Source organism: Microbacterium sp. NPDC006705 (assembly GCF_044903545.1).
Classification (GTDB): Bacteria; Actinomycetota; Actinomycetes; order Actinomycetales; family Microbacteriaceae; genus Microbacterium; species Microbacterium plantarum.
Genome location: NZ_JBJDQQ010000002.1, coordinates 443,064 through 457,741, shown reverse-complemented (window position 1 = coordinate 457,741; position 14,678 = coordinate 443,064). Strand labels below are relative to the sequence as shown.

At 70.4% G+C, this 14,678-nt stretch carries 13 protein-coding genes; 10 read left to right on the top strand and 3 right to left on the bottom strand.

The genetic code is table 11. The annotated features are described in order from the left end of the window. Positions 1-78 precede the first annotated feature (78 nt). From mtrA to hpf, 5 genes are all read left to right on the top strand, one after another. Positions 79-759 carry an MtrAB system response regulator MtrA gene (gene mtrA / locus ACI2K6_RS12780; protein WP_112617343.1) on the top strand — a complete coding sequence of 227 codons (681 nt, stop codon included), beginning with the start codon at positions 79-81 and terminating at the stop codon, positions 757-759. Positions 760-766: 7 nt separating this feature from the next. Beyond that, a complete protein-coding gene (gene mtrB / locus ACI2K6_RS12775; protein WP_274178859.1) occupies positions 767-2,437 on the top strand; it encodes an MtrAB system histidine kinase MtrB in 1,671 nt (556 codons plus the stop codon). Next, complete coding sequence (locus ACI2K6_RS12770) at positions 2,437-4,110, top strand: LpqB family beta-propeller domain-containing protein (protein ID WP_114588516.1); 1,674 nt, start codon at positions 2,437-2,439, stop codon at positions 4,108-4,110. Before mtrB ends, ACI2K6_RS12770 begins: the two co-directional genes overlap by 1 nt. 89 nt (positions 4,111-4,199) lie before the next feature. After that, complete coding sequence (locus tag ACI2K6_RS12765; protein ID WP_282501347.1) at positions 4,200-4,865, top strand: ComF family protein; 666 nt, start codon at positions 4,200-4,202, stop codon at positions 4,863-4,865. 93 nt (positions 4,866-4,958) lie between these two features. After that, positions 4,959-5,621, top strand: a complete 663-nt coding sequence (gene hpf, locus ACI2K6_RS12760; RefSeq protein WP_112617340.1) for a ribosome hibernation-promoting factor, HPF/YfiA family — start codon at positions 4,959-4,961, stop codon at positions 5,619-5,621. 72 nt (positions 5,622-5,693) lie between these two features. Here hpf and ACI2K6_RS12755 read toward each other — a convergent pair whose 3' ends face one another. Beyond that, positions 5,694-7,019 (bottom strand): hypothetical protein, encoded by a 1,326-nt coding sequence (locus tag ACI2K6_RS12755; protein WP_282501346.1) that lies wholly within the window; start codon positions 7,017-7,019, stop codon positions 5,694-5,696. Positions 7,020-7,179: 160 nt separating this feature from the next. Here ACI2K6_RS12755 and secA point away from each other — a divergent pair, with 160 nt between their 5' ends. Both secA and ACI2K6_RS12745 read left to right on the top strand, forming a co-directional pair. After that, the gene (secA, locus tag ACI2K6_RS12750) at positions 7,180-9,969 is read left to right on the top strand and encodes a preprotein translocase subunit SecA (protein WP_274178856.1); all 2,790 of its coding nucleotides are present in this window, start codon (positions 7,180-7,182) and stop codon (positions 9,967-9,969) included. A gap of 60 nt (positions 9,970-10,029) precedes the next feature. Beyond that, on the top strand, positions 10,030-11,253 hold the full coding sequence (locus ACI2K6_RS12745; protein ID WP_269267808.1) for a pyridoxal phosphate-dependent aminotransferase: 1,224 nt from the start codon (positions 10,030-10,032) through the stop codon (positions 11,251-11,253). 4 nt (positions 11,254-11,257) lie between these two features. Here the strand turns inward: ACI2K6_RS12745 and ACI2K6_RS12740 are convergent, their stop codons facing one another. After that, positions 11,258-11,689: an Rv3235 family protein gene (locus ACI2K6_RS12740; protein ID WP_274179036.1), complete on the bottom strand. Its 432-nt coding sequence runs from the start codon at positions 11,687-11,689 to the stop codon at positions 11,258-11,260. Positions 11,690-11,830: 141 nt separating this feature from the next. On the opposite strand from ACI2K6_RS12740, the gene ACI2K6_RS12735 reads away from it, so the two are divergent. Beyond that, the gene (locus ACI2K6_RS12735) at positions 11,831-12,412 is read left to right on the top strand and encodes a hypothetical protein (protein WP_274178854.1); all 582 of its coding nucleotides are present in this window, start codon (positions 11,831-11,833) and stop codon (positions 12,410-12,412) included. A 4-nt stretch (positions 12,413-12,416) separates the two neighbouring features. Here ACI2K6_RS12735 and ACI2K6_RS12730 read toward each other — a convergent pair whose 3' ends face one another. Further along, positions 12,417-12,689 (bottom strand): helix-turn-helix domain-containing protein, encoded by a 273-nt coding sequence (locus ACI2K6_RS12730; protein WP_112617334.1) that lies wholly within the window; start codon positions 12,687-12,689, stop codon positions 12,417-12,419. A 98-nt stretch (positions 12,690-12,787) separates the two neighbouring features. Here ACI2K6_RS12730 and ACI2K6_RS12725 point away from each other — a divergent pair, with 98 nt between their 5' ends. Both ACI2K6_RS12725 and ACI2K6_RS12720 read left to right on the top strand, forming a co-directional pair. Continuing rightward, positions 12,788-13,414 carry an SAF domain-containing protein gene (locus tag ACI2K6_RS12725; RefSeq protein ID WP_354450069.1) on the top strand — a complete coding sequence of 209 codons (627 nt, stop codon included), beginning with the start codon at positions 12,788-12,790 and terminating at the stop codon, positions 13,412-13,414. Continuing rightward, positions 13,414-14,673, top strand: a complete 1,260-nt coding sequence (locus ACI2K6_RS12720) for a CpaE family protein (RefSeq protein ID WP_404568758.1) — start codon at positions 13,414-13,416, stop codon at positions 14,671-14,673. The genes ACI2K6_RS12725 and ACI2K6_RS12720 overlap by 1 nt, the downstream gene beginning before the upstream one ends. Positions 14,674-14,678: the final 5 nt, after the last annotated feature.

The following is a 14,678-nucleotide window of genomic DNA, read 5'->3' as shown; positions in this document are numbered from 1 at the left end:
AGTCGCGGGTCCGTGGGTCGGGTACGGTGAATACGCGCACGTCGCGCGCGAGCCCGAGCCGAAAGACGAACGCCGCCCATGACTTCTCGCATCCTGGTGGTCGATGATGACACCGCACTGGCGGAGATGATCGGCATCGTGCTGCGCACCGAGGGGTTCGACACCGTCTTCTGCGCCGACGGCGCGGCGGCTGTCGAGACCTGGCGCACCGAGAAACCCGACCTCATCCTCCTCGACCTCATGCTCCCCGGCGTGGACGGCATCGAGATCTGCACGCAGGTGCGTGCGGAGTCGGGCGTGCCGATCATCATGCTGACCGCGCGCACCGACACGGCCGACGTCGTGCGCGGGCTCGAGTCGGGCGCCGATGACTACATCGTCAAGCCGTTCAATCCCAAGGAGCTCGTCGCCCGCATCCGCACGCGCCTGCGCCCCGCGGTCGCGTCGGCCTCCGAGTCGCTGCGCATCGGCGATCTCGTCGTCGACGTCGAGGGCCACGAGGTCCGGCGCGGCAGCGACGCCATCGCGCTGACGCCGCTGGAGTTCGAGCTGCTCGTCGCGCTCGCCTCGAAGCCGCAGCAGGTCTTCTCGCGCGAGATGCTCCTCGAGCAGGTGTGGGGCTACCACTACAAGGCCGACACGCGGCTCGTGAACGTGCATGTGCAGCGGCTGCGGGCGAAGGTCGAGATCGACCCCGACAACCCGCGCATCGTGACGACCGTCCGCGGCGTCGGCTATCGCGCCGGCGCCGTCATCTGACGCGCCGATGCCCATCCGCACCGTCACGACGGCGACGGTCGCGACGCACGGCTGGCGGTCCTGGGGGCGGCGGCTCGCCCGGACCTGGCGACGATCGCTGCGGTTCCGCACCGTCGCGATCACGCTGGGTGCCACGGCGCTGACGATCACCGTGGCGCTGGTGTGGATGTCGCTGGCGATTCAGAACGACCTCTTCGAGTCGCGCACCTCGCAACTCCTCGGAGAGGCTCAGCGCGCGACCCAGTCGGCGCAGGCGACCCTGGATGCCGCCGAGGTCGGGGGCGATGTCGTCGCGGTCGACAACCTGATGGAGAGCGTGCGCACGTCCATCCAGCGGCAGTCCTCGACCGATCGCATCGCCGCCTTCCGGATCTCCTCGGAACCGTCCGCCATCGCGCCGCAGGACTTCGACTCGGCGGGTCTCCCGGCCGACCGCATCAGCGACGCGCTTCGCGCACAGGTGCAGAGCGACGACGAGCTGCAGTGGTGGCAGCCCGTCGGCTTCGCCGTCTCCGGCGGCGGGCAGGTGCCCGGCATCGTCGTCGGGCAGCAGATCGTGCTGCCGGAGGTAGGCGCCTACGAGCTGTATCTCGGGTACGACCTCGCCAGCGAGGCCCAGACGCTCGGCTTCGTCCAGATCACGCTGTGGATCGTCGGCGTGGGGCTGGTCGTCCTCATCGGCGCGATCTCGTGGATCGTGCTGCGCTCGGTCACCGAGCCGATCGCCCAGGCCGCCGAGAGCAGCTCGCGACTGGCGGCGGGAGACCTCGCGGTGCGGCTGCAGGTGCGCGGCGAGGACGAGTTCGCGACCCTCGGACGGTCCTTCAACGCGATGGCCGACAGCATCGAGTCCCAGATCAAGGAGCTGGCGGAGCTCTCGCAGGTTCAGCAGCGCTTCGTATCGGATGTCTCGCACGAGTTGCGCACGCCGCTGACGACGATCCGGCTGGCCTCCGACATGCTGAACGATCGGCGCGAGGAGTTCGATCCGGTGGCGGCGCGCGCCGCGGAGCTGCTGCACGACCAGGTGCACCGGTTCGAGGTGCTGCTGACCGATCTGCTCGAGATCAGCCGTTACGACGCGGGCTCGGTGCAGCTCGAGAGCGAGCCGACGAGCATGACGCAGCTCGCGGAGGATGTCATCGCATCGATGGAGCAGCTCGCGGAGCAGCACGGCAGCGACGTGCGCCTCGTGGCACCCGGGGGCTACTCGCCCGTGGAGATGGACCCGCGACGCGTGCGCAGGATCGTCCGCAACCTGCTGGGCAACGCGATCGAGCACGGCGAAGGCCGACCGATCGTCGTCAGCGTCGACAGCGATGCCCGAGCGGTCGCGATCGGCGTGCGCGACTACGGCCTCGGGATGCGCCCGGCCGACGCCGAGCGCGTCTTCGACCGTTTCTGGCGCGCCGATCCGTCACGCAAGCGCACCATCGGGGGCACCGGCCTGGGGCTCTCGATCGCCCTCGGCGACGCGCGGCTCCACGGCGGCACCCTGGCGGTGTGGTCCGAGCTCGGGCGCGGAACGAATTTCGTCCTCACCATCCCTCGACGCAGCGAGCCGCTCGACGGGCACTCCCCGCTCCCGGTCGATCCCGGTGAGGATGGCGTACCCTTCGACGACCTGGGCCTGACCCAGCCGATCTCCCTTCCTCGTTCCGCGAAAGGCTCGTCGTGATGCGTCTGCGCCCGGTCGCCGCCGTCCTGGGGATGCTGTTCGTGCTGCTGCTCGCGGGCTGCACGGGGCTGCCGACCTCCGGTCCGGTCGTCGCGGGCGCCCCGATCGATCAGGAAGCCGGCTCGGTCGACTTCTCGTTCCTGCCCGACGATCCGCCCCCGGGAGCAACGCCGCAGCAGATCGTCGCGGGCTTCCTCGCGGCCGGGTCGGGGCCTCGGGACGACTGGGGGACCGCCCGGCAGTTCCTCGCACCGGACTTCCGATCGTCGTGGCAGCCGACCGCGCGCGCCACGATCGACCTTCCCGGCGAACGGGTGTACACCGTCGCCGGCGACGGGACCGTCACGGTCTCCATCACCCCTGAGGCCGCGGTCGACGCGTCCGGCGCACTGTCGGTGACCGACGGCGGATCCATGCCGCTCGACTTCGCTCTCGTCGAGGTGGACGGCGAGTGGCGCATCTCGGACGCCCCCGACGGCGTCGTGCTCGACCGTGCCCGGTTCCAAGCGGTCTTCCGCGAATACTCCGTGATGTACTTCGATCGCTCGTGGACGTATCTCGTGCCCGATCGTCGCTGGTTTCCGGCGACCAACGCGGCCACCCACATCACCGAGGCCCTCATCGACGGCGACCCGAGCCCGTGGCTGTCCGGCGCGGTGTACTCGGCGTTCCCCGAGAGCCTCGAGCTCGCGACCCGCGCGGTTCCGCTCGAGGGGGGCGTTGCACAGGTGCCGCTGTCGCAGTCTGCGCTCGCGATCGTGCCCGAGACCCGCAACCGGATGCAGGCGCAGCTCGACGCGAGCCTCCAGTCCGCCGGCATCCGCGGCGCCCAGATGTCGGTCGACGGTGAGCCCGTCGCTGCGCAGGCGGTGGACGTCCGTCCTATCCGCGTCGACGTCCGACCCGCCGTGCTCACCGAAGACGCTTTCGGGTTCCTCTCCGGCTCCGAGATCGAGCCGCTGCCCGGGCTGTCGACCGTCATCCCCGAGCTCGACCCCGAGTCGATCCAGGTGGGGACCGACCGGAGTGCGGCCGCTGTGCGCACGGCCGCCGGTGCCGTCGTGCGCGCGCGCGATGACGCCACCTTCGAGATCGTCGACGAGCGGGCGGGCCTGATCGACCCCACGATCGATCCGCAGGGATTCATCTGGAGCGTTCCCGCCAGTGCGCCGTCGGGACTGACGGCGACCGGGGCGGACGGAACGGTCGTCTCCATCGCGAACGCCTGGCCGGGCGCATCGCAGATCTCGAGCATCGAGGTGTCACGGGACGGAACGCGCATCGCCGCCCTGGTTCGCGACGGCTCGCGCCCGGCGCTGTGGATCGCCGGCATCCTCCGCGACGACGACGGCTCGCCCGTCGGGCTCGGCGATCGTGAGACCGTGACCCAGCTGCCGGGTACGGGCATCGACGCGAGCTGGGTCGACGGTTCGACCATCGCGGTCCTCGCCGAGGACGGCGACGCCGATGTCGTCATCTCGCAGTCGGTGGGCGGGTTCGGCGAGCGGATCACGGCGCCGGCGGGGCCGGTCGCCATCGCAGCGACGAATCAGTTGCGCGCCGTGCGGCTGCTCGACGGCGAGGGCGTGCTCTACGCGCAGAAGGGCCAGGCCTGGCCGACGGTCGCGGGCGGCATCCGGGTGCTCGCCAGCCAACAGGGTTCGCCGCGCTGACTCCTCCCCACCGACCGTGTCGGCGCTCTCTTCCACAACGGGGAGGTTCGGTGCCAGGGGCGACGCGAGCGCCTCGACAGCATGGAAGCGTGCAGCCGATCGCCTCCCGTTCCGAGTCCTGGCGAGAACACCTCGCGGACGCGCTCGACCTCCTGATGCCCGTCTGGTGCGCCGGATGCGACGCACCGGGACGCGCGCTCTGCGCGACGTGCGTCGCGGAGCTCCCGCGACCGCGCCGGCGCGATGCCGACGGTCTCGACGTCCGGAGCCTCGCGCGGTACGAGGGCGCTGCGGCACGCATCATCCGAGCGCTCAAGGAAGACGGCCGCACCGGATTGTGCCGCCCCCTCGGCCGTCTGGTGGCAGGCCTCGTCCGCGATGCGGGGTGGGAGGACGCCGTGCTCGTTCCCGTTCCGCCGTCTCGGGCGGCCCTGCGACGACGGGGGTACGCCGTGCCCGAGATGATCGCACGGCACGGCGACGTCCGCACGGCACGTCGGCTCCGCGTGCGCGGCCGCGTCCTCGATCAGCGCCGCCTCGACCGCGCCGAGCGGCAGCGGAATGTCGCGGGCTCGTTCGTGGCACGGCCCGGGACGACGGCCGCTGTCATCGTCGACGACGTCATGACCACCGGGGCGACGCTGCGCGAGGCGCAGCGTGCGCTCCGCGAGGCCGGCTCACGCGTCGTCGGCGCCGTCGTGCTCGCGGACACGCCCTTGCGGATGACGGTCGGAGATATTCCTGGCGGTTCATGAGTGACATTGCTCGCTCGCCGCACTAGCGTGGGGGAGACCAAGGCGAACGAAGGTCCGCCCTTGAACCGGGCGGACCGGAGCAAGGAGGTCAGGATGGAAACCAGCATCGTCGGCGTGGGAGTCGGGATCACGGATCGCTTCCGCACGGTGGCTGAAGAGAAGTCCAGTCGCATCGAGACGCTCGCACCCCGTGCGCAGCGCCTCGACATCAAGGTCACGCATCACGCCTACCGCAACGGGCGCATGGATGATGAGACCGTCGAACTGACCCTCACCGGAAAGGGACCGATCGTTCGGGCCGAGGCCACGGACGGCGACAAGTTCGTCGCCCTCGACCTCGCGGTCGACAAGCTCGTAGAGCAGGTGCGTCGCGCCAAGGACAAGCGGGTCGACGCGCGGAACCACCCCCGCGGGGCCAAGCTCGACAAGGGAACCGGAGCCCTGGAAGGCATCGACGTCGAACCGGCGTCGGTCGACGTCCTGCGCGCCGTGGCGACGGGCGAGGTGCCCGTCATCGGCGACTCGGCGGAGGAAGAGGACTACACGCCCGTCGTCATCCGCACGAAGGAGTTCGGTGCTGAATGGATGACCGTCGAGGAAGCCGTCGACCGGATGGAGCTCGTGGGCCACGACTTCTTCCTGTTCATCAACGCGCGCACCGACCACCCGAGCGTCGTGTATCGCCGCAAGGGCTGGGACTACGGTGTCATCTCGCTGACCGCAGCCGCCCCGCCGGAGGCCGAGCTGGCGTCCTGACCTGAGGACGACGACGGGGGCGGGTGCCATCACGGCATCCGCCCCCGTCGTGTGCCGGTCGAAACCGGGCCGTCAGTCGAACATGCCGTCGAGCATGCTGCCGATCACGAGACCGCCCAGGATGCCGCCGACCATGTTGCCGCCGCTGCCGCGACCGCCCCAGCCGCCGCCGTATCCTCCGGGGCCGCCCCAGCCGTCGTTCGGGCGCGAGCCGTCGATGTCGCGCTGGGCGAGCTGCAGGGCTTCGCCGGCGAGAGCGGCGCAGCGCCGCGCGTCGGCCAGCGCCTTCTCGCGATCGTCCTCGGAGATCGGACCGACCGGGGCGAGCCCGAGTCGCAGGCTCTCGGCCTCGGCCAGTCGCGTGCGCGCGTCCGCACCGATCCAGCCGCGGTGTCCGGCGATGACGCTGCGCGCGACGGACAACTGTCGGTCGGCGTCGTCGATGGCGTGTCGCACGTGGCTCTCGGGCGGGATCGGGCGGGCCGCCCGCTCGCGGGCGGTGTCGACGGCGACGTCCAGCGCGGCGTTCTTCTCGCGGAGCATCGACAGCTCGGCGAACGGGTCGCCCTTCGAACCGGCGGGGCTGACGCGGGTCAGCGCCTGCTGGAGCTCCGCCATCGCGGTGGTGACCGCCGGGGTCTGCGGTGCCGTCCGCGCGGCGACGAGGTCGTCACGCGAGTCGGCCACGACATCGGCGAGCGTCGACTGCGCTCGCAGCGCTTCGACCTCGAAGTCGTCGACCGCGTCGAGCAGCGTGCGCGCGCGGCGCACCGCTTCGGTCGCCGTCTCCAGCGCGATGTTGGCCGGCCCGCGCTCGCCGGCAGCACGCCGGCGCTCGGCGACATCCGCCCCGTGCTCGGCGAACTCGAGGAGTCCGGCGGCCTCGTCCGCGTTCCCGCTGACCCGGTTGAGCGCGTCGGGGTGATAGCGGCTCGAGACCCGGTCGATGACGGCGCGTGCGGGGTCGATGCGCTCGCGCAGAGTGGCGACGTCGGCGCGGATGCCGGCGAGGATCTCGGGCGCCCGCCGCGCGCGCTCGATCGCCTCCGACAGGGCCGATACACGGTCGTCGAGCAGATCCTGAGCCCACTCGCACAGCTGGACGATGCGCGCGTTGCGCGTGCGCACCTCTTCCGGCGTGTCGGGGATCTCGTCGTGGTTGAGCTGCTTGAGGTGGAACGCCTCACCGAGGTGGTGGCGCACGGCGGCGATGGCCTCGCGCAGAGGAGCCGTGGCCTCCTCGCCGAGCTCGGCCTCGGCGAAGACCATCTCGTCGCTCGTGACGCGCAGGCGCTCGTCCGCCCCGACGAGGGCGATGTCGGCCTCGCGTGCCAGGTTCGCGTCCGCGTCCGCGACGTCCTGCTGTTCCCGCTTGCGTCTGCCCCAGAATCCAGCCATGTTCCGATCCTAGGTCTCGGCGGTCGGCGGAGGAGGGGATGTCGTCGTCTCTCGCAGGCGACGCCAAGGTCACGGGCCGATAACATGGCTCCATATGCCCGTGCGTACGCGCGGGCGCGGCCGACGTGGCGTCGGCGCACCCGACAGATGGAGATCCGCTGTGGCCAACCCTCTCGAGAAACTGCTCCGCGCCGGTGAGGGCCGTGTGCTGCGCCGCCTGCAGCAGATCGTCAAGGCCGTGGGCGCGCTCGAAGAGGACTACGCCCGCCTCACCGACGACGAGCTGCGGAACGAGACCGCCGAGCTCCGCACGCGTCACGAGGCCGGCGAGACGCTCGACCGGCTGATGCCGGAGGCGTTCGCCGCGGTCCGCGAGGCCGCCAAGCGCACGCTGGGTCAGCGCCCCTACGACGTGCAGGTCATGGGCGGTGCGGCCCTCCACCTCGGGAACATCGCCGAGATGAAGACCGGTGAGGGCAAGACGCTGACGGCCACCTTCGCGGCCTACCTGAACGCCATCGCGGGCAAGGGCGTCCACGTCATCACCGTCAACGACTTCCTCGCCTCGTACCAGTCCGAGCTCATGGGTCGCGTCTATCGCGCGCTCGGCATGACGACGGGGACGATCGTCTCGGGTCAGACCCCCGAGGTCCGACGTGAGCAGTACGCGGCCGACATCACGTACGGCACCAACAATGAGTTCGGGTTCGACTACCTGCGCGACAACATGGCGTGGCGCCGCGAAGACCTCGTGCAGCGCGGCCACTTCTTCGCGGTCGTCGACGAGGTCGACTCCATCCTCATCGACGAGGCCCGGACCCCGCTCATCATCTCGGGGCCGTCGTCGGGGGAGGCGAACCGCTGGTTCGTGGAGTTCGCGCGCGTCGCCCTCACCCTCGAACCGGGTGTCGACTACGAGGTCGACGAGAAGAAGCGCACCGTCGGAGTGCTCGAGCCCGGTATCGAGAAGGTCGAGGACTACCTCGGCATCGACAACCTCTACGAGTCGGCGAACACCCCGCTCATCTCGTTCCTGAACAACTCGATCAAGGCGCGTGCCCTGTTCAAGCGCGACACCGATTACGTCGTGATGAACGGCGAGGTCATGATCGTCGACGAGCACACGGGTCGTATCCTCGTCGGCCGCCGCTACAACGAGGGCATCCACCAGGCCATCGAGGCGAAGGAAGGCGTTCCGGTCAAGGCCGAGAACCAGACGCTGGCCACCGTCACGCTGCAGAACTACTTCCGCCTCTACGACAAGCTCTCGGGCATGACCGGTACCGCCGAGACCGAGGCGGCCGAGTTCATGTCGACCTACAAGCTCGGCGTCGTCCCGATCCCGACGAACAAGCCGATGATCCGCAAGGACCAGCCCGATCTCGTCTATAAGAACGAGACCGCGAAGTTCGCGCAGGTAGTCGAGGACATCGTCGAGCGTCACGCGACGGGTCAGCCGGTGCTCGTGGGCACGACGAGCGTCGAGAAGAGCGAGTACCTCTCGCGCCTGCTCGCGAAGAAGGGCGTCAAGCACGAGGTCCTCAACGCCAAGAACCACGCCCGTGAGGCCGAGGTCGTCGCCCGCGCCGGCCGCCTGGGCGCCGTCACGGTCGCGACCAACATGGCCGGTCGCGGTACCGACGTCATGCTGGGCGGCAACGCGGAGTTCCTCGCCGTCCAGGAGATGAAGTCGCGCGGGCTCGACCCCCTCGAGACCCCGGAGGAGTACGAGGCCGCGTGGGACGAGGTCTTCGCGTCGGTCCGCGAGACCGTCGCCGAAGAGGCCGAGAAGGTCGTCGCAGCCGGTGGTCTGTACGTCCTCGGCACGGAGCGTCACGAGTCGCGCCGCATCGACAACCAGCTGCGCGGTCGTTCGGGCCGTCAGGGCGACCCCGGTGAGAGCCGGTTCTACCTGTCGCTGACGGACGACCTGATGCGTCTGTTCCAGTCGGGCGCGGCCGAGGCGATCCTCGCGCGGACGAACTTCCCCGAGGACGTCGCGATCGAGTCGTCGATGGTCTCGCGGGCGATCAAGAGCGCGCAGGCGCAGGTCGAGGCGCGCAACGCCGAGATCCGCAAGAACGTCCTCAAGTACGACGACGTGCTCAACCGTCAGCGTGAGGCGATCTACGCCGACCGCCGCCAGGTGCTCCACGGCGACGACCTGTCGGAGCGCGTGCAGCACTTCATCGAAGACGCCATCAGTGCCGTCATCGACGACCACACGTCGTCGGGCCACACCGAGAGCTGGGACTTCGACGCTTTGTGGACCGAGCTGAAGACGCTCTACCCCGTGGGTGTCACGATCGACGAGGTCGTCGCGGAAGCGGGGAACAAGGGGCGGATCACCGCCGAGGTGCTCAAGCGCGAGCTGCTCTCCGACGCGAAGATCGCCTACCAGAACCGCGAGGAGGCGCTCGGCGAACCCGCTATGCGTGAGCTCGAGCGGCGCGTCGTGCTGCAGGTGCTCGACCGCCGCTGGCGCGACCACCTCTACGAGATGGACTACCTCAAGGACGGGATCGGCCTGCGGGCCATGGCTCAGCGCGACCCGCTCATCGAGTATCAGCGCGAAGGCTACGAGATGTTCCAGTCGATGATGAGCCAGATCAAGGAGGAGTCGGTCGGCTTCCTCTACAACCTCGAGGTCGAGGTGCGCTCCGCCGAGAGCGGCGAGGTCGACGCCAAGGGGCTCACCCCGACGCCCGTCGAGACGCAGAAGCTCGAATACTCCGCCCCGAGCGACACCGGATCGGGCGAGGTCGAGGTACGCAACGACCGCGGTCAGGTGCAGAAGAGCGCCACGGCGAAGGCCCGTCAGCACGCCGCGGAGCAGGAGGCGCCCGCCGACGCACCGCGCGGCGCGTTCGGCCAGAAGACAGGCACGGCCGAGGACGCCGGCGACGCGGGCAACCGCGCCGCACGACGCGCCGCAGGCAAGAAGAAGTGATCCGGCGAGCGGGCCACGCATCGTCGATCGGCCCGCTCGAGCCCCGGATATCCTGATCGGATGAACCGCCGAATCCTCGATCAGTCATCGAAGCTCAAGGACGTCCTGTACGAGATTCGCGGCAGCGCCCTGGCCGAGGCCGACCGACTGGAGGCCGACGGCCACAGGGTGCTCAAGCTCAACACCGGTAACCCCGCCATCTTCGGGTTCGAGGCCCCCTTCCAGATCGTCCGCGACATGATCGAGTCGGTGCCCAACGCGCACGGCTACAGCGACAGCCGCGGCATCCTCTCCGCGCGGCGCGCCGTCGTCTCGCGGTACGAGGAGGTTCCCGGGTTCCCGCACGTCGATCCCGACGATGTCTACCTCGGGAACGGTGTCTCCGAGCTCATCACGATGACGATGCAGGCTCTCCTCGACGAGGGCGACGAGGTGCTGATCCCAGCGCCCGACTATCCGCTGTGGACCGCCATGACGAGCCTCGGCGGCGGCAAGCCCGTGCACTACCTGTGCGACGCGACACAGGGCTGGGAGCCCGACCTCGACGACATCCGCTCGAAGGTGACCCCGCAGACGAAGGCGATCGTCGTCATCAACCCGAACAACCCCACGGGTGCGGTCTACAGCCGCGAGGTACTCGAAGGCATCGTGCAGATCGCCCGTGAGAACTCGCTCCTTCTGCTCTCGGACGAGATCTACGACCGGATCCTCTACGACGAGGCGACCCACATCCCGCTGGCGACGCTCGCTCCCGATCTCCTCTGCCTGACCTTCAACGGCCTCTCCAAGACGTACCGCGTCGCCGGATACCGGTCGGGCTGGCTCGTCATCACCGGGCCGAAGGCGCACGCGAAGGGCTTCCTCGAGGGCATCCAGCTGCTCGCATCCACGCGGCTGTGCCCGAACGTGCCGGCGCAGTTCGCGGTGCAGGCGGCGCTGTCGGGCGTGCAGTCGATCGAGGCGCTCATCGCCCCGTCGGGGCGGTTGCACGAGCAGCGGGATGCCGCATGGCAGGGTCTCGAGAGCATCCCCGGCGTGACCTGTCACAAGCCCGAGGGTGCGCTGTACGCCTTCCCGCGCCTCGACCCCGAGGTCTACGACATCCATGACGACGGCAAGCTCGTCTACGACTTCCTCGTCGCGGAACACGTGCTGCTGGTGCAGGGAACCGGCTTCAACTGGCCCGATCCGGATCACCTGCGCATCGTCACGCTGCCCGAGGCGCGCGTGCTGACCGAGGCGATCGAGCGGCTGGGGAACTTCCTCTCGTCTTACAAGCAGTAGCCCGTCACAGCAGGGCGAGCGACGTCGCGCGCCACCGCCCGTCGAGGCCTTCGAGCCGGAGCGCGACGGCCCGCGTCCGATGCGGAGTGGTGACGACCACCGTGCCCTCGACGACGCCGTCCGCCGGCTCGCACGTGCGGACCGAGACGATCGAGTGGACGGGCCGCGCCGGCGTCACCTGTCGGGCACTGCGTGCACGCGCCGCGAGATTCGCGCGCGTGACGAGAACGCGGAAAGCATCCTCGCTCAGCCATCGAGCGAGCTGCTCGACCTCGCGCACTCCCGCCAGCACCTCGAGGACCCCGCGGGTCAGGTTGCGGATCAGCGGCTCGGGATCGGGCAGATCTGCCGTCGACGTCGGCTGCGCTGCGAAGTACTCGGCGACGTCGAGCGAGGACCCGATGCGGGGGTACCGGCGGGGTTGGTTCGCGCTCATCGACGTCATCGCACGCTCCTCCTTCCATCGGCTGTGTCAACGCCGACGAGTACAGCACACCGCCGAATCTGGCCGGATGAGAATCCTCCAACCTGTGGAAAGCGCCCTCGGGGTGCGCCGCGTCACCGCTAGCCTCACGGGGTGCGATGGCGGCGGTTCTTCGAGGATCTCGAACACCAGCTCGACTCCGAGTGGGAGGCCGAGCGAGCGGCGCTCGACACCGAGGCCGAGCGGTTGCGACTCTCGCGGCTGACTCTGCGCGAGCGGCTTCAGGAATCGATCGGCGCAGAGGTGACCGTCGATGTGGCCGCCGGTGATCCGATCCGCGGCCGCCTGACGGGGGTGGGAGCCGACTGGGTGGGCCTGGACCGCGCGGACGGCCCCGGTGCCGCCGTCGTGCCCTTCGCCGCTGCGTCGTCGGTCGTCCTCGCGGAACCTGATCTGCTCCGCAGCGCGCGTCCCGCGGGACGCGGCTCGGCGCTGTCGGAACGGATGACGCTCGGGTTCGTGCTGCGTGACCTGGCGCGCCGTCGCGTCCCCGTGCACATCGTGGTCGCGGGCGGAAAGACCTGGGCGGGGACGATCGATCGCGCAGGCGCCGACCACCTCGATCTCGCGCTGCACGACGCAGCTGAGCCGCGGCGACCGAGCGCTGTCACGGGGCACCGGATGATCGCCTATTCGGCTCTGCGGGTCCTGCACCTGCAGAGCGGCCACGGCTGAGAAGTCAGTCGCTGCGGTTCCGCCGCCCCCACAGCTCGGGGAAGCTGGCGACCTGCGACTGCTGCCACAGGGCGGCGCGGCGGGCGTCCTCGACTTGCGCGTCGAGGTAATCCTCGACGCTGGACGACTCGATCCGCCAGCGGGGCGGTGTTCCGACCTTCGCTCCGACGAGACGCCCCTCGACGGCGAGCGCGACCACTTCGTCGACCTCGATCTGCAGCATCTCCGCGACCTGGGAAGGCGTCAGGAAGCGCGCGCTGTCGGGCGTGGCGGGCATGGTCCCATTATCCGCGGGCGAATGTTCGCCCGCTCGGCTCTTGACAGCCCTGTGGACAACCAGCACGGCCGTGGCACCGCCTCGCCCACGATGGTGGCATGGTCGCACGAACCTCGTTCCGTAACCGCATCCGTCGCGCCGACGCACGCGTCATCATCGGCGTCGTCCTCGTGTCGATCTCCGTCGCGGGGGTCTGGGCCGCGGTGTCAGCGGCGCGGCAGACGTCGGCGGTCCTGACCGCGGCGCGGACCATCGTCGTCGGTGAGACCGTCGAGGCTGCCGATCTGCGCGTCGTGGAGGTGGCGCTCGGATCGGCTGACGACATCTATGCCGCACCGGGTGCGCTCGAGCCGGGCGGTGTCGCGACGCGGACGATCCCCGCCGGCGAGTTCGTGCCGCGCGCCGCAGTCGCATCACCGGACAACGTCGAGGTGACGACCGTCGTCGTGCAGACAGCCGGTGCCGTGCCCGGCTCCGTGTCGCCGGGAACCCGCGTCGAGGTGTGGAGTGCGCCGCAGCGCGAGCGAGGGGTCTTCGGCGAGCCGCGCATCCTCGTCCGAGAAGCCACGGTGCGCGCCGTGCAGGCCGGCGACGGGCTCATGGCACAGCAACGATCCGCCGCTGTCGAGCTGGTGGTGGCGCGCACGGACGTCTCGGCCGCGCTCGCCGCTGTCGCGGCCGGTGACGCGGTGTCGGTGATCCCGGCCGCGGGCGGGACGCGCTGATGCGTATCATCGTGGCGATTCCCGATGCCGCGCCGTTCACCGAGCGACTGCGCGCCGGAGGTTTCACCGAGGTAACCGCGCTCGCGCCCGAGGATGTGGCCGCGGCAGCGCACGACGCGACCTTCGCATGGTCCGCTCCACAGGCGCGCGAGCTATCCGGTACCGCTGCCGTGATCGCAGGCGCGGACGTGCTCCTTCTCGCAGCATCCCGTTCGTGGCTCACGCGCGACGTCGTCGAGTTGTGCGACCGCACCGCGACCAGGATCGTCGCGTGGAGCCGGGGCGCGGCCGAGCATCGAGCGGCCGAGATCCTCGGGGTCGCGGTCGTCGATTCGACCACTGATGCCTTGGACGCCGTCACCGCCGTTCCCGCATCGACCCCGCCCGTTCGGTCGCGCGGGAGGGTGATCGTCGTGTGGGGCGCCTCGGGCGCGCCCGGTCGCACGACGATGTCGATCGAGATCGCTCGCGAGACGGCGCGCGATGGGCGCAGCGTCGCGCTCGCGGACGCGGACGCACACGCGCCCGCCGTCGCCGTCGCGCTGGGCGTTCCCGACGAGGGGCCGGGCCTGGCCGGCGCGTGCCGACGTGCGTCGCGCGGCGAACTGACACCGGCGGAACTGGCTCGCATCGCGGAGCCTGCGGGCGCCGTCGATGTCCTCGTCGGCATCAACCGGCCGGCGCGCTGGCCGGAACTCGGGTTCGAGCGTGTCACGCGCGTCCTCGAGACCTGTCGTGACTGGGTCGACGATGTCGTCGTCGACGTCTCGGCATCGCTCGAACGGGATGAGGCGATCGTCAGCGATCTCGACGGGCCCCGGCGCAATGCCGCGACCCTCGCCGCGCTCGAGTCGGCCGACCTGGTCGTCGCGGTCGCTGCCGCCGACCCCGTGGGGCTCTCGCGGTTCCTGCGGGCTTACCCCGAGCTGCGCGCGACCGTCGGGGCCGTGCCCGTCCACGTCGTCGTCAACAAGCTCCGGGGCGGCCCGCTCGGGATCGATCCACGAGGCCAGATCCGCCGCAGCTTCGAGCGGTACGCCGGGATCGAGCGATGCTGGTTCGTCCCGTGGGACCCGCGCGCCACCGATGCGGCTCTGTTGGGGGCCCGGCCCGTCGGCGAAGGAAACGGTCGGGGCCCCATCCCGGCAGCCGTCCGCCGACTCGTCGGCGAAGCGATCTCGCCCCCGATGCGCGCGGTCGCGGCGTCGCGCCGCCATCGTGTGACGGCGCACGCCGCGTCGGCGGGATCGGCCCCCTAGTCTGG